At 55.4% G+C, this 17,245-nt stretch carries 17 protein-coding genes; 11 read left to right on the top strand and 6 right to left on the bottom strand.

Annotated elements, in window-relative coordinates; all coding sequences use genetic code 11:
- Positions 1-56 precede the first annotated feature (56 nt).
- Positions 57-716 (top strand): DnaA regulatory inactivator Hda, encoded by a 660-nt coding sequence (gene hda, locus CKV94_RS10580; protein WP_003822709.1) that lies wholly within the window; start codon positions 57-59, stop codon positions 714-716.
- Between the two features lie 4 nt (positions 717-720).
- Positions 721-1,380 (top strand): HAD family hydrolase, encoded by a 660-nt coding sequence (locus tag CKV94_RS10575; RefSeq protein WP_003822708.1) that lies wholly within the window; start codon positions 721-723, stop codon positions 1,378-1,380.
- A gap of 95 nt (positions 1,381-1,475) precedes the next feature.
- Here the strand turns inward: CKV94_RS10575 and CKV94_RS10570 are convergent, their stop codons facing one another.
- The gene (locus CKV94_RS10570; protein ID WP_035580072.1) at positions 1,476-2,342 is read right to left on the bottom strand and encodes an ATP-binding protein; all 867 of its coding nucleotides are present in this window, start codon (positions 2,340-2,342) and stop codon (positions 1,476-1,478) included.
- A gap of 157 nt (positions 2,343-2,499) precedes the next feature.
- On the opposite strand from CKV94_RS10570, the gene CKV94_RS10565 reads away from it, so the two are divergent.
- The 7 genes from CKV94_RS10565 to CKV94_RS10535 all read left to right on the top strand — a co-directional run bounded on the left by CKV94_RS10565 (position 2,500) and on the right by CKV94_RS10535 (position 7,963).
- On the top strand, positions 2,500-3,153 hold the full coding sequence (locus CKV94_RS10565; RefSeq protein ID WP_035580068.1) for a GAF domain-containing protein: 654 nt from the start codon (positions 2,500-2,502) through the stop codon (positions 3,151-3,153).
- Between the two features lie 49 nt (positions 3,154-3,202).
- Positions 3,203-3,793 carry a GTP cyclohydrolase II gene (gene ribA / locus CKV94_RS10560; RefSeq protein ID WP_003822705.1) on the top strand — a complete coding sequence of 197 codons (591 nt, stop codon included), beginning with the start codon at positions 3,203-3,205 and terminating at the stop codon, positions 3,791-3,793.
- 67 nt (positions 3,794-3,860) lie between these two features.
- Positions 3,861-4,346, top strand: a complete 486-nt coding sequence (gene ispF / locus CKV94_RS10555; RefSeq protein ID WP_003822703.1) for a 2-C-methyl-D-erythritol 2,4-cyclodiphosphate synthase — start codon at positions 3,861-3,863, stop codon at positions 4,344-4,346.
- 110 nt (positions 4,347-4,456) lie between these two features.
- Complete coding sequence (locus CKV94_RS10550) at positions 4,457-5,152, top strand: hypothetical protein (RefSeq protein WP_155114502.1); 696 nt, start codon at positions 4,457-4,459, stop codon at positions 5,150-5,152.
- A gap of 120 nt (positions 5,153-5,272) precedes the next feature.
- Positions 5,273-5,941 (top strand): ribose-5-phosphate isomerase RpiA, encoded by a 669-nt coding sequence (gene rpiA, locus CKV94_RS10545; protein ID WP_003822701.1) that lies wholly within the window; start codon positions 5,273-5,275, stop codon positions 5,939-5,941.
- A gap of 251 nt (positions 5,942-6,192) precedes the next feature.
- Complete coding sequence (locus tag CKV94_RS10540) at positions 6,193-6,909, top strand: SDR family oxidoreductase (protein WP_003822699.1); 717 nt, start codon at positions 6,193-6,195, stop codon at positions 6,907-6,909.
- Positions 6,910-7,309: 400 nt separating this feature from the next.
- On the top strand, positions 7,310-7,963 hold the full coding sequence (locus CKV94_RS10535; RefSeq protein WP_157727254.1) for an IS1595 family transposase: 654 nt from the start codon (positions 7,310-7,312) through the stop codon (positions 7,961-7,963).
- A gap of 56 nt (positions 7,964-8,019) precedes the next feature.
- On the opposite strand, the gene trpB is transcribed toward CKV94_RS10535, so the two are convergent.
- Positions 8,020-9,231, bottom strand: a complete 1,212-nt coding sequence (gene trpB / locus CKV94_RS10530; RefSeq protein ID WP_003822698.1) for a tryptophan synthase subunit beta — start codon at positions 9,229-9,231, stop codon at positions 8,020-8,022.
- Positions 9,232-9,353: 122 nt separating this feature from the next.
- Entirely contained in the window at positions 9,354-10,385 is a 1,032-nt protein-coding gene (gene queA, locus CKV94_RS10525; protein WP_003822695.1) for a tRNA preQ1(34) S-adenosylmethionine ribosyltransferase-isomerase QueA, read from the bottom strand.
- Between the two features lie 238 nt (positions 10,386-10,623).
- Here queA and CKV94_RS10520 point away from each other — a divergent pair, with 238 nt between their 5' ends.
- A complete protein-coding gene (locus CKV94_RS10520) occupies positions 10,624-12,780 on the top strand; it encodes an AsmA family protein (RefSeq protein WP_003822694.1) in 2,157 nt (718 codons plus the stop codon).
- Positions 12,781-13,025: 245 nt separating this feature from the next.
- On the opposite strand, the gene bfr (CKV94_RS10515) is transcribed toward CKV94_RS10520, so the two are convergent.
- The 3 genes from bfr (CKV94_RS10515) to tldD all read right to left on the bottom strand — a co-directional run bounded on the left by bfr (CKV94_RS10515) (position 13,026) and on the right by tldD (position 16,007).
- Positions 13,026-13,499 (bottom strand): bacterioferritin, encoded by a 474-nt coding sequence (gene bfr, locus CKV94_RS10515; protein WP_003822693.1) that lies wholly within the window; start codon positions 13,497-13,499, stop codon positions 13,026-13,028.
- Positions 13,500-13,531: 32 nt separating this feature from the next.
- Positions 13,532-13,996: a bacterioferritin gene (gene bfr / locus CKV94_RS10510; RefSeq protein ID WP_003822692.1), complete on the bottom strand. Its 465-nt coding sequence runs from the start codon at positions 13,994-13,996 to the stop codon at positions 13,532-13,534.
- Positions 13,997-14,555: 559 nt separating this feature from the next.
- Positions 14,556-16,007, bottom strand: a complete 1,452-nt coding sequence (gene tldD, locus CKV94_RS10505; RefSeq protein ID WP_035580323.1) for a metalloprotease TldD — start codon at positions 16,005-16,007, stop codon at positions 14,556-14,558.
- A gap of 447 nt (positions 16,008-16,454) precedes the next feature.
- Here tldD and fabI point away from each other — a divergent pair, with 447 nt between their 5' ends.
- The gene (fabI, locus tag CKV94_RS10500; RefSeq protein ID WP_003822686.1) at positions 16,455-17,243 is read left to right on the top strand and encodes an enoyl-ACP reductase FabI; all 789 of its coding nucleotides are present in this window, start codon (positions 16,455-16,457) and stop codon (positions 17,241-17,243) included.
- The last annotated feature ends 2 nt before the right edge of the window (positions 17,244-17,245 follow it).

The raw sequence follows: 17,245 nt of genomic DNA, 5'->3' as shown, positions 1-17,245 counted from the left end.
ACCGCGAAAGGCTACCTGAAAGCATCTACCCTGTTTCAGGTAGCCTCCATCACATCATGAATCAACTCATCCTCGATTTTCCCGCTGCCCCGCCGAGTTTCGACACCTTTCTCGGCCAGGGCAACCGCGAGCTGTTACAAGTGTTGCGTGAACAGCACGAGCCTTTTGTGTATGTGTGGGGGCCGGCCGGCGCCGGCAAAAGCCATTTGCTCCAAGCCTGGGCGGCACAGGCCGAAGCGGCCGGATTGAGCGCACGCTACCTGAATGCTGCCAACGAGCCATTGCACGAGATGCCGCCGGCAGGCTGCCATCTCGCCCTCGACCAAATCGACAGCCTCGATGCCGACGGCCAAGCCGAATTGTTTAATTTCTGCAACCACATCCGCCAAAGCCGGCAGGGCGCGCTCCTGATTGGCGCCAGCGTGCCGCCGCCGCGCTTAGCCGTGCGCGAAGACCTGCGCACCCGCATGGGCTACTGCCTGGTGTATGAAATCAAACCGCTCAGCGACGAAGAAAAAATCGCCGCCTTGGTTGAAGCCGCCCGCCGCCGCCAAATCCGCATTTCGCCCGATATTTTCCGCTACCTGCTGCACCACTGGCGGCGCGACATCGGCAGCCTGATGGCCATGCTCGACGCGCTCGACCGCCATGCCCTGGCCAGCCACCGCCCCATCACGCTGCCCCTGCTCAAACAACTGCTGCAACAGGATATTTAAACCAATGAACCTCGCCATCTTCGACCTCGACCACACCCTCATCAACTGCGACTCCAGCAGCGAATGGAGTAATTTCCTGTACGAAAAAGGCATCTTCAGCGATGCCGATATGCAGCGCCATCAAGCGTTCGACCAAGACTACCGCAAAGGCTGCCTCGATCTCGATGCCTATCTCGCCTTCGTCCTGCGCCCGCTGGCCGAATACAGCCGCGCCGAGTTGGACGAGATGCACCGCGAGTTTATGCAGCGCATCCGCCCAAGTATCACCCAAATGGCCAGAATGCTGGTCGATAGCCACCGCGACGCGGGCGACACCCTGCTGTTGATTTCCGCCACCAACGAATTCATCATCACCCCCATCGCCCGCGAATTCGGCATTGAAAACATCATCGGTATCAGCCTTGAAACCGATGATGAAGGCAACTACACCGGCCGCCCGATAGGCACGCCCAGCTTCCAAGAGGGCAAAGTAACCCGCCTGCACCAATGGCTGGCCGAACGCGGCCAAAGCCAGGCCGACTACGAAAAAGTTTATTTCTACAGCGATTCCCGCAACGACCTGCCGCTCTTGGAGCAAGTAAACCAGCCCGTAGCCGTTAATCCCGACCCTGTGCTCACCCTCACCGCCGCACAGCGCGGCTGGCCGATTTTGGATTTTGTGTGATGATGCTAGCGGCTTAGCCGCAGTATGAAAAAAGGCTACCTGAAAATCCAAACCAGGGTTTCAGGTAGCCTTTGATTTGTATCTATTCCAAACGGCTAATCCACTTCCCGCTCGTGCGGCAGGCGGCCGGCCCAATCGCAGGCGAACTGGTAGGCGGTGCGGCCGGAGCGGCTGCCGCGCATCTGTGCCCATTGGAGGGCGGCGCGGCGGGCGGTGTCGTCCAGCGGCAGGCCGGCATCGGCCAGCCAGCTTTCGGCAGCGGCAAGATAGTCTTCTTGGCTGAAGGGATAGAAGCTGAGCCAAAGGCCGAAGCGGTCGGAGAGGGAGACTTTTTCTTCCACGGCTTCCTGCGGGTGCACTTCGCCGCGCTCGCCGGTGCGGGCGAAGTTGTCGGTCATGTGTTCGGGCATGAGGTGGCGGCGGTTGGAGGTGGCATACACCAGCACGTTGTCGGCGCGGCGGGAGAGGCCGCCGTCCAGCGCGGTTTTAAGGGCTTTGTAGCTGTCTTCGCCGTCTTCAAAGGAGAGGTCGTCGCAGAAAACGATGAATTTTTCGCTGCGCGGGGCGAGCAAATCGAGCAGGGCGGGCAGGCCGGCCAGGTCGTGTTTGTCTACTTCAATCAGGCGCAGGCCGCGCTCGGCGTATTCGTGCAGCAGGGCTTTAATCAGCGAGGATTTGCCTGTGCCGCGCGCGCCGGTAAGCAGGGCATTGTTGGCCGAGCGGCCGGCGAGGAATTGCTCGGTGTTGCGCACCAGGCGCTGGGTTTGCGGGCTGATGGCACACAGGCGGGCGAGGGGAAAAGTGTGCGGGCGGGGCAGGGCGGTGAGCAAGCCGCCGTTGCCATGTTTCTGCCAGCGGAAGGCGATGGCTTGCCAATCGGGTTCGCGCTGTTCGGGCGGCAGGATTTGGTCGAGGCGGCGCAGCACGGAGGCAGCCTGGGTGAGGAAGGGTTTGAGTTTCATGGCGCGGTTGGATGGCTGGTTATCAAAGGAGAGAAGGCTACCTGAAAATGGCGGCACGGCACAAGGGGCAGGGCGGCGATAGCTGGTTGCTATGGCAATGGAAATTGTCATTTGCCCGCTCTGGCAGTATCATTGCCCATTTTTCAGGAAAGCCGCCATGAGCACCGCATTGATTCAAGACTACCTGCGCACCCAAGGCCTGAAACTGCCGGCAGAGGCGGTGCAGATCGCCATGCTCACTGCCAGTAGCGTGATGGCGGCGGGCAGGGCGGAGATTGAGCCGGAAATCCTGTGGTATCGCAGTGCGGACGGCGTATTGGAGCAGCATCTGCCGCGCAACGAAGCGCACCACGCCCGGTTGCGCCAAATCTTTATGGCGCTTGATTCCGCCTATACCGCTAGCCCCTGCCGCAGCGCCGCCGTGTATCTGCTGCACACACCAGTTAGCCTGCTGCACCTGGTGGCGCAAGGCGAGCCGTTGGAAAAGCTGCTTGCCGTAGAGCAAGACTTAGAAGCCGCGCACACCGCCCACCTGGCCACGCGCAGCGCGCAAACCGGCTGGCTGAACCAAATAGACGACGTTGCCCAATGGCTGCAAAACGGCGACCTCGCCGGTAGCCGCCACCGCCCCGGCAGCCAGCTGGCCGTACCGGTATGCGCCGAAAACGGCCGCGTGCTCGGCGTGGTGTATCTCGAACATGGCCACACCGCTGCCTTCGATGAAGCCGCCCAAAGCATCTGGGTCGGCCTGGCTCTTGCCTTGACCGAACCGCTCGCCGATTTGTTGCAGCCGGAAGACGCCGTCGAATAAAGGCTACCTGAAAGTTAAAAACAAGCACTCCACACACCAAACAAGCACCATGACCCCGCTAAAATTCATCGCCTCCTGCCGCCTGCCCACCGAATACGGCATCTTTACCATGCACGGCTTCGAAGAGCCAAGCGGCCAAGAACACATCGCCCTGAGCATGGGCAATATCGCCAACGGCGAGCCCGTGCTCTCCCGCATCCACTCCGAATGCCTCACCGGCGACGCCCTGTTTTCGCAAAAATGCGACTGCGGCCCCCAGCTACAAGCCGCCATGCAGGCCGTGCAGCGCGAAGGGCGCGGCGTGATTGTGTATCTGCGCCAAGAAGGACGCGGCATCGGCCTCATCAATAAAATCCGCGCCTACGCGCTGCAAGACCAAGGCCTCGATACCGTAGAAGCCAACCTCGCCCTCGGCCTGCCCGTAGACGCCCGCGATTTCAGCCTGGCTCAAGCCATCTACCAACACCTCGGCGTTCACTCCATCCGCCTGCTTACCAATAATCCCGATAAAATCAGCAAGATGGAGAAAAGCGGCATTAAAATCACCGAACGCGTGCCACTTTTGGTGGGACAAAACAGCGAGAACACAGGCTACCTGAAAACCAAAGCCGCCAAACTCGGCCATTTGATCGACAATTAATTTTTCAGGTAGCCTCCCGCTCCAAGACTACCTGAAACCTAAAATCCACCCAACAAAGGCAACTTCCATGACCCTCCGCATCGGACAAGGCTACGACGTCCACCAGCTCGTGCCCGGCCGCCCGCTCATCCTCGGCGGCGTAACCATCCCCTTTGAAAAAGGCCTGCTCGGCCACTCCGACGCCGACGCTCTGCTGCACGCCATCACCGATGCCCTGCTCGGCGCCGCCGCCTTGGGCGATATCGGCACCCACTTCCCCGACACCGCCGCCGAACATAAAGACGCCGACAGCCGTGCCCTGCTGCGCCAAGCCTACACCGTGGTGCAGGCTCAAGGCTGGCGTGTAGTGAACGTGGACAGCACCATTATTGCCCAGCAGCCCAAACTGCTCCCCCATATCGACGCCATGCGCGCCAACATCGCTGCCGACTTGGGGCTGGCTGAGAACTGCGTCAATATCAAAGGCAAAACCAACGAAAAACTCGGCTACCTCGGCCGCATGGAAGGCATCGAAGCCCAAGCCGTGGTGCTGCTGGAAAAGGCTGGCGGATAAACCCCGAATTCCGCGTATAAAAACGAAAAACGAGCGGGAGGGACGCGGATTTGCCAAGCCGCCCGTTTTTCAGGTAGCCTCAAGCCCCATCAGGCTACCTGAAACCGGATTTGCCCCTTCTTTCCTTTTCAGGTAGCCTCTCTGCCACCAGCCGGAAAGGCCGCACGATGAAATTCACCAACCTCCACCAAAACTTCATCCTCCTCGCCCCGCTTAGCATCAAGCAACACCTTGAAAACCGTGCCTTCTGGCCCGCCTTCATCAACGAAATCAACCCCTTCGCAGGTAAAATCAAAGGCATACCGCGCATCGGTGCCAGCCAATATGACAGCAAAGGGGAAGTCAAACTCGGCCGCCTATCGTGGCGCGCGGAAAAATTGCAGAAACTTGCCGATAACTACTATCTCAGCACCCATCCGGAAGCCTTTGACTTTCCCTACTTCTTTGCCAATTTCCCTAGCCCCGTTACCTGTTCCAAGCAAGACACCACGCCGGCGCTTACTCTGACGCTGGATGACGCCACCTCCGGCGGCCTGCTGCAGAGCGGCCTGCTGCTCAGCTTCCGCCAAGATTATTTCGACGAACTGGGCGAAACTGTTGTGCACGAATTACTCAACCGCCTCAGCGCGCTGCTGCAAGCCGGTTTGCGCCTGCGGAAACAAACACAATACGCCTACCCCTACAAGGATAGCCTTTCCGACGTATGGCAAGACTGCATCATGGATTTATTCCCCACCCATGCCGCCGAGCTTACGAAAAAAGGCTGGGAAATTAAAAAAGATTTTGCCGGCTGGGCAAAGTTCTAAACCCCGTCCGCCAAAGCAAAAGGGCAGGGTGGCCTGCATACCCAAACTCCCGCCCGCATAGTAGAATAAGGCTACCTGAAACGAAGCCAAGCCCACCAATCACGCTAACAGGAGAACACTATGTCCGCCCAAGACCAACTCAAACGCACCGCCGCCCAAAAAGCCCTCGAATTCGTGCCCGAAAATGCCTACATCGGCATCGGCACCGGCAGCACCGTAAACTTTTTCATCGAAGAGCTGGCCAATAGCGGCATCCGCATCAAAGGTGCCGTTTCCACCTCCAAAGCTACCAGCGAACTTTTGAAACAACACGGCATCCCCGAAGTGCCGCTCACCGAGGCGGACGAGCTGCCCGTGTATATCGACGGCGCCGACGAAGTCAACCACAGCCTGCAAATGATTAAAGGCGGCGGCGGCGCGCTGTTGGCCGAAAAAATCGTGGCCAGCGCCGCCGAAAAATTCGTCTGCATCGTAGACGAGAGCAAATACGTTTCCAGGCTGGGCAAATTCCCGCTGCCGATCGAAATCATCCCCGCCGCCCGCTCGCTGGTGTCGCGCCAGCTGCTCAAATACGGCGGCAGCCCGCAGCTGCGCTTGAATTTCACCACCGACAGCGGCCATAAAATCATCGATGTGCACAATATGCCGATCAACGAGCCGCTCAAACTGGAAGACGAACTCAACCGCATCCCCGGTATCGTGGAAAACGGCCTGTTTGCCCGCCATCCTGCCCACGTGCTGATTATTGGCCGGGCAGAAGGCGCAGAAGTGATCAAAATCGGCAGCTGATTGCAGCCGTTTGGCCGGGCAGGGCGGCAGGCTACCTGAAAATGGCAGCCTGCAATGGGGAGCGCAAACTTGCCCCAGGCTTGTGTATAAATGCCAGAGCTCTCCTGGATATTTTCATATTTCAGGTAGCCTCAAGCAGCATTTATCAGGCTACCTGAAAACATCAAACCAATTGAAAATACGCAATCTTTACGCAGGAAGACAAGTTTCTGCATATCCAATCACCAGCTCAATCATCAGAAAGGGAACGCATGAAACTGCAAGATAGAGTCATCCTGATTACCGGCGCATCACAAGGCCTCGGTGCCGAAGCCGCCCGCGCCTGTGCCGAAGCCGGCGCCACCGTAGTGTTGGTGGGAAGACATCAGAAAAAGCTGGAAAAAGTGTACGACGCCATCGTTTCCGCCGGCTGCCCCGAGCCCTTTGCCGTGGTGTTCGACCTGATGGCCGCTGAAGAACAGGAATACGAACGCCTGGCCAAAGCCGTAGCCGAAGCCACCGGTGGCCGTCTCAACGGCATCATTCATAGTGCCGCCTATTTTTATGCACTCTCGCCGCTCGAATTCCAAACCGTGGCTGAGTGGGTAAACCAATACCGCATCAACACCGTCGCCCCCATGGCGCTCACCCGTGCCTGTTTGCCTATGCTGCAGGCTGCCTCCGACGCTTCGGTGGCCTTTATCGGCGAGAGTCATGGCGAAACTCCGCAAGCCTACTGGGGCGGCTTCGGCGCCTCTAAAGCCGCTTTGAACTATTTGTGCAAAGTTGCCGCCGATGAATGGGCACGTTTCCCCAATCTGCGTGCCAACGTGCTCGTTCCTGGTCCCGTTAATTCCCCGCAACGCATGAAAACCCATCCTGGCGAATCTCGCAGCGAACGCCGCGAATTAAGCGAACTTGCCCCTGAGTTTGTGTATTGGATGAGCGAGGAAAGCAAAGGCCGCAGTGGCGAGATTGTATATCTATAAGCAGTTTAAATTTGTGTAGCAGATTTTCAGGTAGCCTGATTGCATGTGAAAAGGCTACCTGAAAATTTATGTTTCTAATGCAGATAACAACTACAGATTGAACACTCTAGTTATATACAACAAAAATATTTCGCTGCCTTGCAGATTGTTTCAAATCAGCGAATGTATACTTAATTAGCCTGCATAAAATGAACAATACTAAAGTTCGCATAATGTATATTATGTAAAATTATTCGTAAGTAATATTGAATCGTATGCCTGAGTTGTATACAGATGGCTTTCTAATTATGCTGATCTTTTAGGATATACGCGTTCAAAAAACGCCGAAACGGATTGATTGACCATTTCGGCGTTTATTTATGGGGCTGTACTAGATTAGCAGATATGTTATCCTCGAAATATGAAGATAACACACTGCAAATTAAGGAAGAAAGTACAGAAAGAACTGCTCCGCTTTTTTGTACTCGAAGTTACCGCCCGTTCTGCCGCCGATATTTTGGGTATCCATCCCAATTCGGCAGCCCTGTTCTACCGCAAAATCCGTATGGTCATCAGCCATCATTTGGCCTTGGCTGCCGATGAGGTTTTCGATGGCTCTGTCGAATTGGACGAAAGCTATTTCGGCGGACGGCGTAAAGGCAGACGTGGTCGCGGTGCTGCAGGAAAAGTGGTTGTCTTTGGCATTCTGAAACGCAACGGACGGGTCTATACCGTTGTGGTGGATAATGCCAAGTCCGATACTTTGATGCCTGTGATCAAACAGGAAATCATGCCGGACAGTATTGTTTATACCGATAGTCTGAGCAGTTACGACAAGTTGGACGTGAGCGGTTTTATCCATTACCGCATCAACCATTCCAAGGAATTTGCCGACCGTCAGAACCACATCAACGGCATTGAGAATTTTTGGAATCAGGCGAAACGTGTCTTGCGCAAATACAACGGAATCGATCGCAAATCTTTCCCGCTGTTCTTGAAAGAATGCGAATTTCGATTTAACTTCGGCACACCGTCCCGGCAGCTTAAAATCCTGCGGGATTGGTGTGGAATTTAGGGCTAATCTAGTACAGCCCCTTATTTATTATTGCAGAATAGATTTAAGCAAGGGGCTTAGGAAGCAAAATTCAATTTACCTAACACGAAGTCGATATCTTTATCGCCACGGCCGGAAAGATTTACTAGCAGGCGTTTGCTGCTGTCGAGTTCTGCGGCACGGCGTAAGGCATAGGCAACGGCGTGGGCGGATTCGAGAGCGGGAATAATACCTTCTTCGCGTGAGAGTGCCAGGAAGGCGCTGAGGCATTCGGCATCGGTGGCGGTTTCGTAGCGGCCGCGGCCGATATCCTTCAAATGGCAATGCTGCGGGCCGACGCCGGGGTAATCCAGACCGGAGGCAATAGAATGTACGGCAGCGGGTGTGCCGTCTTCGTTTTGCAGGTAGTAGCAGTTGAAGCCTTGGATATTGCCGAATTTGCCTTTGGTTATGGTGGCAGCGTGGCGGCCGGGCTTGTCGAGGCCTTCACCGGCCGGCTCTACGCCCACCAAGGCTACGGATTGGTCGTCCATAAAGGCATTGAACAGGCCGATGGCGTTGGAACCGCCGCCCACGCAGGCGATGACTTCATCCGGCAAACCGCCCTGCTCGCGCTGGAATTGTTCGCGCGCTTCGTGGCCGACAATACTTTGGAAATAGGCCACCATTTCGGGATACGGTGCGGGGCCGACCACGGAGCCGATGGCAAACATGCTGCTGTCGATTTGTTCCAGATAGGCGGCGAAAGCGCTATCAACGGCTTCTTTGAGCGTGCCTGCCCCGGCGGATACGGGCACGAGTTTAGCGCCGAGGATTTTCATGCGGGATACATTGGGGTGCTCTTTGGCAATATCGACCACGCCCATGTGGATTTCGCATTCGAGGCCGAGCAAGGCGGCGGCGGTGGCGAGCGCTACGCCGTGTTGGCCTGCGCCGGTTTCGGCAATCACTTTTTTCTTGCCGAGTTTTTTGGCCAGCAGCACTTCGCCGATGCAGTGGTTGATTTTGTGGGCGCCGGTGTGGTTGAGGTCTTCGCGTTTGAGGAAGATTTGCGCGCCGCGTTTGGATAGTGTGCGGGCATGGTAGATGGGGCTGGGGCGGCCGACATAGGTGGCTTGTAGGCGTTTCATTTCTTGGATGAATTCGGCATCATTCACGATTTGGCGGAAGCCGTGCTCAATTTCGGCCAGGGCTTGTGCCAGTGCGGGATGGCCGATGCGGCCGCCGTGTTGGCCGAAATTGCCGTTGCTATCGGGAAGAATTAGGGAGTGGAGCTGCTCTTGAATCATGTTTTTTCCTGGTTGGTTTACTGGAGAATGGTTTCGTTTTACAACAGTTTGTATCCCAGTTTCAAGTAGCCTTTTAATATTTCAGGCTACCTGAAATAGAAGTGGCCGCCCTGCCCTGTTTTTCAGGTAGCCTCTGCTCGGGTAAGCAACATCGCATCGCCATAGCTGAAAAAGCGGTATTGCTGTTCGATGGCGTGGCGGTAGGCGGCGCGGATGTGTTCGACGCCGGAAAAGGCGCTCACCAGCATCAGCAGAGTGGATTTGGGCAGATGGAAGTTGGTAATCAGGCCATCGGCTACCTGAAAACGGTAGCCCGGGGTGATGAAAATATCGGTATCACCCTCGCCTGCTTGCAGATGGCTGTTTTGGGCGGCGGCTTCCAGGCTACGCATTGAGGTGGTGCCGACCGCCCATACGCGTTTGCCGTTTGCTTTGGTTTCCGCAATGGCTTCAACGGTTTCAGTGGGGATGCTATACCACTCTTTATGCATTTTGTGTTCGACAATATTTTCGCTGCGCACGGGCTGGAAGGTGCCGGCGCCCACGTGCAGGGTAATTTCGGCGCGGTGGATGCCGTTTGCCTGCAGTTGGTTCAACAATTCAGGGGTGAAGTGCAGGCCGGCGGTGGGGGCGGCAACGGCGCCTTGGTGTTTGGCGTAAATAGTTTGGTAGCGCTCGTCGTCGGCTGCATCGGCAGCGCGCTCAATATAGGGTGGCAGCGGCAGGCGGCCGGTTTGTTCGAGAATTTGGTATACGTTGAGGCTACCTGAAAACCGCAGCTTAAAAAGCTCGCCTTCGCGTTCTTCCATTTGCGCCCGAATACCGCCGTCAAATTCCAGCAGGCTGCCGGGTTTGGGCGACTTAGAGGAGCGGATGTGCGCTAGGGCGCAGTGTTCGTCCAACACGCGTTCAATCAAGGCTTCAATGCGCCCGCCGCTGGCTTTGTGCCCGAACAGGCGGGCTTTCATCACTTTGGTGTTGTTGAACACGAGCAGATCGCCGGCTTCGAGCAGGTTTGGCAGCTCGGCAAACAGGCGGTCACATAGGAGGTCGCCTGAGCGGGCATCGAGCAGTCGGCTGCTGCCGCGCTGTTCGGGCGGCTGTTGGGCAATCAGGTGTTCGGGCAGGTGGAAATCGAAATCGGCAAGCTGCATGGCACAGTAGGCAGACGGAGAAAAGCGGGCATTATATAACCATTTTGCTTGGGTGTTTGGGGTTTGCGTTTTCAGGTAGCCTCATATCGGCCAAGGCTACCTGAAAAATTGGCAAGGGTATTAAACCGATATTTTCAGATTACCCTCCTCCACCTCTGAAAAAATCAGCTAAAACCCTTGCCAGACGGGCATAAAGCAGCTACCTTTCGTTTGATTCCCTATTGCGTACGGTATTTCGATGAGCAAACAGCTGTATTCCGGCAAAATTTGGAGCAAACTCTGGCTGAAAGCGCTGCTTTTCGGCCTGGTTTTGTTGGCATTGTGGCTGGGTGCATCATTCGGTTTGAGCCGATTGCTCAGTGAAGCCCGCATCCGCCAAACCGCCAACCAAATGCTTACCGCACAAGGCCAGCAGCTGAATTTTGATGGCCGCCAAATCGAACGCGGCTGGTTTCCCTACCCTTATGTGGTGCTGCACCAAGTGGGGTTGAGCCGTACGCAGGAAAACGGTCAAACGCTGAATGCCGAGGCCGTGCGGCTTTCATTTAGTTGGTCGGCTTTGTGGGGCGATGTGTCTATCCACAGCCTGCATCTGCAACGTGCCAGCATCAGCGCGCGTCGGCTGGAAAGCGGGCAATGGGAAGTGGCTGGGTTTACCGCGAATAAAGCAGAAAGCAGCACCCTGCCCCGCCGGATCGAGCTCGACGATTGCTCCCTGCGCCTGCAATACGGCGAACAAAGACAAACCCTGCGCCAAGTGTCTGGCTTTATCGATCGTGCCGCCGAAAACTTTAGCCTCTCTGCCAGCCTGTTTACCCCGCAGGAATACCGGATAGAAGCTTCCGGCGCTTATAGCGGCAGCCACTTTGAACAACTCCAAGCCAATTTGGCTGGCTTCCTACCCAATGGCCAGCCCTTTACCGCCGCCTGGCAAGGCAATGCCGACTATACTGCCGAGCAAAGCCGGCTCAATACCAAAGACGGCCGGCTCAGTATCCAAGTTCCTGCCTGGTCGCTCAATATTGATGGCAATACCCGCAACTGGCAATTCTCCCCCGACAGCGTCGTTTTGCCTGAAACCCACATTGTCTTCAACATCGAAGCTGACAACAGCCAACCATCGGCTGAAACCGTGCGGCATAGCGGCAGTGGCAGCATCAACAAAGTTTCCTATCAAAACCGCACCTTAGCAATCGCTGGTTTCCAACTCAGCGGTGCAGTGGAATACGAGCAAGGCAGCAGCGGCTACAGCGCCAACGGCCGCCTCCAAGCCCAGCCCGGGCATTTTCAAATCGACAACCTCTACCTCAGCACCCGCCACAACGCCGCCCCCGGCAGCATGCCCTATCTCTCCGGTCAATGGCATGGCCAAGCCACCGGTAATAGCCAAAACTGGAAAGCCGAATTGCAAGGTAGCCTCGACAACAGCGAAGGCTACCTGAAAATTTCCGGTAGCCTCAACGAGCAAGGCCACAACATCGAAGCGGCTCTCAGTCTGAGTAAACTTTCGCTCAGCAGCTATCTCGAAACCAAACGCCCCGCCCCTGCTACCGAAAACACCGCAGCCCCCCTGTGGCTGCAATACTGGCCGCGCGCCCTGCGTCATCGCCAAATCCAGCTTACCCTCGATATCGGTACGCTTGAAAGCTCCGGCCTGCAAATCCAAAACTTCCACAGCACCCTGCACCTTGATGCCGACAAGCTCGAAGCCCAAACCATCAAAATGCAGATGTATGAAGGCAATGCCGAAGGCAGTGCCGTGTTGCACCGCGGCAGCCGGCCAAAATGGGAAACCGCTATCCAATTCAACAACATCCAAATCAAACCCTTGCTGCAAGACGCCTTCCGATTTAACCATCTCAGCGGTCGCGGCAACGCAGCTTTCCGCCTCGGTGCAGAAGGTCTCAAACGCAGCGAATGGCACACCACCCTGGCCGGGCAAGGCAAAATCGTGCTCGACAACGGCGCTTGGCAAGGCATCAACCTTGGCAAACTCCTCAACAAGCCAGAGAATCTACCCGCCCAAAACCTGATCCGCTACAACGCCGAGAGCAACACCCCCTTCCGCCATTTCAGCATCGAAGCCAGTGTAGAAAACGGCATCGGCACCACGCCCAGCCTCAGCCTGCAAAGCGACAGCCTCAATCTCAGCGGCCAAGGCAGCTTCGACATTCGAACTGCCACCCTCAACTACGCCGTGCTCGCCAGTGCCGGACAAGACCTCTGGTTGCCGTTGAAAATCAACGGTAGCATCAGCCGTCCCAACTTTGCCCTCGATTACCAACGCATTACCAGCAATCTGCAAAGCCCCGAACAAAAACAACGCGCCTTGCAAGACGTGCTGCAACAGCAATGGCAGTGGATACAGAAACTGCCGGAGAACCAACAGCCATAGCTGTGCCACCTTGCTTCCAAATTTGCTTATCTTTTCCTAGTAATAAGTTTCAGGTAGCCTAAACCGGCCACACAAAGGCTACCTGAAAGCGGAAGCCTTAGCGCAGTTAAAACTTGCAGCGTAATTTTTCAGGTAGCCTGCTACTTGAAGCGGATTGATCCCACAAAAAACAGCCTGTCGCTGAAGCGTACAGGCTGTTGCTATTTGGAAAGGGCTTTGCCGAGTTTGGCAGTGGTGTAGTGTTTTTAGTCCTCTTGCGCCCCAAGTTGCAGGTAGTTCTGCAAGCCCAAATTTTCCACCAGATCCAGCTGGGTTTCCAGCCAGTCGAGGCGTTCTTCGTTTTCGTCTTTCTGTTTTTCCAACAGCTGGCGGGAAACGTAGTCCTGCTTTTCTTCGCACACGGCAATGGCTTCTACCAATGCCTGGTGTTTGTCTTGCTCTTTTTGCAGGTCGCAGCGGATGATTTCTTCGGTATTTTCGCCAATCAGCAGTTTGCCGAGCTCTTGCAGGTTGGGCAGACCTTCCAGCAGGAGGATGCGCTCGATCAGGTCATCGGCTGCTTTCATCTCGGTGATGGATTGTTTGTAGAAATAACCGCCCAGCTCTCCCAAGCCCCAGTTTTTCAGGATGCGGGCATGCAGGAAATACTGGTTGATGGTAATGAGCAGGATGCCCAAATTTTTATTGAGCTGGCGGATAACTTCGCGATCGCCTTTCATGCGTTTTCCTTTCTGTATTACAGCTGGCTTTATTACAGCTGGCTTTGCAGATAATTCTGCTCGCCAACGAGGTCGATAAGGCGCAGCTGTTGTTCGAGCCAGTGGGCGTGATCTTCTTCAGTGTCTTTGAGCTGATTGATCAGCAAATCACGGGTTACATAGTCTTGCTTTTCTTCGCACAATTTGATGCCGCGTTTGAGGTTTTCGCGTACTTCGTATTCGGTATCCAAATCGAATTGCAGCATTTCGCGCACATTACGGCCGATGCGCACGGGAGCGGGCACCATCTGTGGTGTGCCGCCGAGCATCAGGATACGGCGGATGAAATCGGCGGCGTGGCCGGTTTCGTCTTCCATTTCGTGGCCGATACGCTCGAAGAGCTTGGTGTAGCCCCATTCGTCGTACATGCGGGAGTGGATGAAATATTGATCGCGGGCGGCAAGTTCGCCGGCCAAGAGTTGGTTCATGTAGTCGATAACTTCTTTGTTGCCTTGCATTGTTTTGCTCCTGTGAATAAATAGAATGATGCGTGTAATGGCAGCAGTAATATATGCTGTCGTTTCAACTTGGTGGATTATACGCAGCTTAATGCGAAAATTCTCATATCGCGCTTATTAATGCGAATAATTATCCTGAAAAATAAGCGATTTCTTTTCAGTATGCAGCAGAAAATTTCAGAAAAATAAAATGGTTAGACAGCTTAGTTTAGCCAACTGAATCTGCCAATGATTATCAATGGATAAAATATTTACTTTTCTTTGCACTTAATAGTGTGTTTTTTAGGAATTTCATTAGAAACATTGGCTTGTGTGCGCATGATAACTATTGCTATTTCATTAGGCGCAACGGGCTATTTTCTGGTCTTGCCTTCTGTATTGGTAAAGGCTACCTGAAAATGGGTTCCTGCGAGGAAAACAGTTTTCAGGTAGCCTTTTGGTTTTGAAACTTGGATTAAATACATCTTCATACCAAGCGATGATGCACTAACAATGCAAAAGCAAGATACAGCAAAGGCTACCTGAAACACCTTTCAGGTAGCCTTTGCCGACAAGTCTATCAAGCAGTTTCGCTGCCGCCAACAGTTAAGCCGGCATCGATACGCAGCGTGGGCTGCCCCACGCCCACGGGCACGCTCTGGCCTTCTTTACCGCACACGCCGATACCGCTGTCGAGCGCCATATCGTTGCCGATCATGCTCACATGTTTGAGTACTTCCGGCCCGCTGCCGATGATGGTAGCGCCTTTCACGGGGTATTGCAGCTTGCCGTTTTCCACCCACCACGCTTCGGAGGCGCTGAACACGAATTTGCCGCTGGTGATGTCCACCTGCCCGCCGCCGAAGTTCACGGCATACAGGCCTTTTTCGATTGAGGCAATGATTTCTTCCGGCTCGCGGTTGCCGTTTTGCATGAAAGTGTTGGTCATGCGCGGCATGGGTGCGGCAGCGTAGCTTTCGCGGCGGCCGTTGCCGGTTACTGCCATGCCCATCAGCCGGGCATTGGTTTCGTCTTGCAGGTAGCCAGCCAGGATGCCGTCTTCAATCAGCACGGTTTGGCGGGTGGCGTTGCCTTCATCGTCCAGATTGAGCGAGCCGCGCCGCAGCTCGATATTGCCTTGGTCCACCACGGTTACGCCTTTGGCTGCCACGCGTTCGCCCAAACGGCCGGCAAACGCGCTGGTGCCTTTGCGGTTGAAATCGCCTTCCAGCCCGTGCCCTACGGCTTCGTGCAGCAGCACGCCCGGCCAACCGCTGCCGAGCACCACGGTCATGCTGCCGGCGGGCGCGGGACGCGATTCCAGGTTGACTAAGGCCTGTTTTACCGCCGCCTCCACATAACTGCGCAGCCGCTCTTCGCTGAAATAATCCAGCCCGTGCCGCCCGCCGCCGCCAAAGCTGCCCACTTCGCGCCGCTCGCCCTGCTTGGCCACCACGGTAATACTCAGGCGCACCAGCGGGCGGATATCGGCGGCGGTGATGCCGTCCAGCCGCGCCAAATAGATTAAATCGTGTTCGCAAGTCAGCCCGGCCATCACTTGCACGATGCGCGGGTCGGCAGCTTTGGCCAGCTGCTCGACACGGTTGAGCAGCGCCACTTTGGCGGCTGAATCTAAGCCGGGAATCGGGTTATCCGGTGTGTAGAGTGCAACCTGTTGGCGGCTGGCTGAACCAGCCAGCTTAACTTGCCGCTCCTGCCCCGTCGCACCAATGGTGCGTACCGCTTCTGCCGCCTGCCGCAATACGGCCGGGCTTAGGCTGTCGGCATACGCAAACGCGGTTTTCTCACCCGACACCGCCCGCACGCCCACACCTTGATCAATCTGAAAACTGCCGGATTTCACCATGCCCTCTTCCAAATGCCAGCTTTCATAAGCAGTGCGCTGGCAGTAGATGTCGGCATAGTCCACTTGATGGGCGGAAATGGCAGATAAAGCACGGGCGATTTCGTCGGTGCCCAGTTGGTTGGCGTGCAACAGTTGCGTGGAAACGGTGGAGTGCGCTGTGTTCATGGCGTTAAAGGATTGAAAACGAAAGTCGGGCGGCATTATATAACGGCTGGGCAGTTGCTCGTATTGCCTGTTGCTAGGATTGTGAAAATAAATCGCACCCATGCGCATCGATAAAAATATTTTCCATTTAAATATTGATAACAATTATCGTTTGTGTATAATAGCCGCAACCCCTTTCTTATGGGGCATAGCTGAAGAAGCTATATCTACCCAATTCCACAGGAGTGCGCCTAGCGAAACCAATTGCTTAATATCCCAATACTCAAAACCGAAAAGTTGAAGCCCGCTGCCGAAAACAGCGGGTTTCGGCTGTTTGCAGCACACGCAAAACAGCGCCGGATTTACTCTGGCACCTTAAATTAAGCTATAATGCCCCGCTTTTGGGCGCAGGCTACCTGAAAACCAAACAGCCTGCACACAGACAACTTCCCCCCGAGGACAAGAAAAATGGGCTTTTTGCAAGGCAAAAAAATCCTGATTACCGGCATGATTTCCGAGCGTTCCATTGCCTACGGTATCGCCAAAGCCTGCCGTGAACAAGGTGCTGAGCTGGCGTTTACCTATGTGGTAGACAAATTGGAAGAGCGCGTGCGCAAAATGGCGGCCGACTTCGGCTCCGATTTGGTATTCCGCTGCGATGTGCAAAATGATGCTGAAATTGAACAAGTATTTGCCGACCTGGGCAAAAAATGGGATGGTCTCGACGGCCTGGTGCACGCTATCGCCTTCTCGCCCAAAGAAGCCCTCAGCGGCGATTTCTTAGACAGCATCAGCCGAGAAGCCTTTGAAATTTCACACGACGTTTCCGCCTACAGCCTGCCCGCGCTGGCTAAAGCAGCCCGCCCGATGATGCGCAACCGCAACAGCGCCATCCTTGCGCTTACTTATCTGGGTGCCGTGCGTGCCATACCCAACTACAACGTAATGGGCATGGCAAAAGCCAGCTTGGAAGCCGCTATCCGCTTCACTGCCGCCTGCGTCGGCCCCGAAGGCATCCGTTGCAACGGTATTTCCGCCGGCCCGATTAAAACCTTGGCTGCCGCCGGCATTGCCGATTTCGGCCGCCTGCTCAACCACGTTGCTTCGCAAAACCCGCTGCGCCGCAACGTAACCATCGAAGAAGTGGGCAACACTGCCGCCTTCCTGCTGTCCGACCTATCCTCCGGCATCACCGGCGAAATCACCTACGTGGACGGCGGCTACAGCATCAACGCCCTAAGCGGCACCGGCGCCTAATT

The sequence above is a fragment of the Eikenella corrodens genome (assembly GCF_900187105.1).
GTDB lineage: Bacteria > Pseudomonadota > Gammaproteobacteria > Burkholderiales > Neisseriaceae > Eikenella > Eikenella corrodens.
This window is presented reverse-complemented; position numbering and strand designations above follow the sequence as displayed.

Coding starts and splice junctions, on each gene's coding strand:
- hda (WP_003822709.1), top strand. CDS start 57: ATGAATCAACTCATCCTCGATTTTCCCGCTGCCCCGCCGAGTTTCGAC.
- CKV94_RS10575 (WP_003822708.1), top strand. CDS start 721: ATGAACCTCGCCATCTTCGACCTCGACCACACCCTCATCAACTGCGAC.
- CKV94_RS10570 (WP_035580072.1), bottom strand. CDS start 2,342: ATGAAACTCAAACCCTTCCTCACCCAGGCTGCCTCCGTGCTGCGCCGC.
- CKV94_RS10565 (WP_035580068.1), top strand. CDS start 2,500: ATGAGCACCGCATTGATTCAAGACTACCTGCGCACCCAAGGCCTGAAA.
- ribA (WP_003822705.1), top strand. CDS start 3,203: ATGACCCCGCTAAAATTCATCGCCTCCTGCCGCCTGCCCACCGAATAC.
- ispF (WP_003822703.1), top strand. CDS start 3,861: ATGACCCTCCGCATCGGACAAGGCTACGACGTCCACCAGCTCGTGCCC.
- rpiA (WP_003822701.1), top strand. CDS start 5,273: ATGTCCGCCCAAGACCAACTCAAACGCACCGCCGCCCAAAAAGCCCTC.
- CKV94_RS10540 (WP_003822699.1), top strand. CDS start 6,193: ATGAAACTGCAAGATAGAGTCATCCTGATTACCGGCGCATCACAAGGC.
- CKV94_RS10535 (WP_157727254.1), top strand. CDS start 7,310: ATGAAGATAACACACTGCAAATTAAGGAAGAAAGTACAGAAAGAACTG.
- trpB (WP_003822698.1), bottom strand. CDS start 9,231: ATGATTCAAGAGCAGCTCCACTCCCTAATTCTTCCCGATAGCAACGGC.
- queA (WP_003822695.1), bottom strand. CDS start 10,385: ATGCAGCTTGCCGATTTCGATTTCCACCTGCCCGAACACCTGATTGCC.
- CKV94_RS10520 (WP_003822694.1), top strand. CDS start 10,624: ATGAGCAAACAGCTGTATTCCGGCAAAATTTGGAGCAAACTCTGGCTG.
- bfr (WP_003822693.1), bottom strand. CDS start 13,499: ATGAAAGGCGATCGCGAAGTTATCCGCCAGCTCAATAAAAATTTGGGC.
- bfr (WP_003822692.1), bottom strand. CDS start 13,996: ATGCAAGGCAACAAAGAAGTTATCGACTACATGAACCAACTCTTGGCC.
- tldD (WP_035580323.1), bottom strand. CDS start 16,007: ATGAACACAGCGCACTCCACCGTTTCCACGCAACTGTTGCACGCCAAC.
- fabI (WP_003822686.1), top strand. CDS start 16,455: ATGGGCTTTTTGCAAGGCAAAAAAATCCTGATTACCGGCATGATTTCC.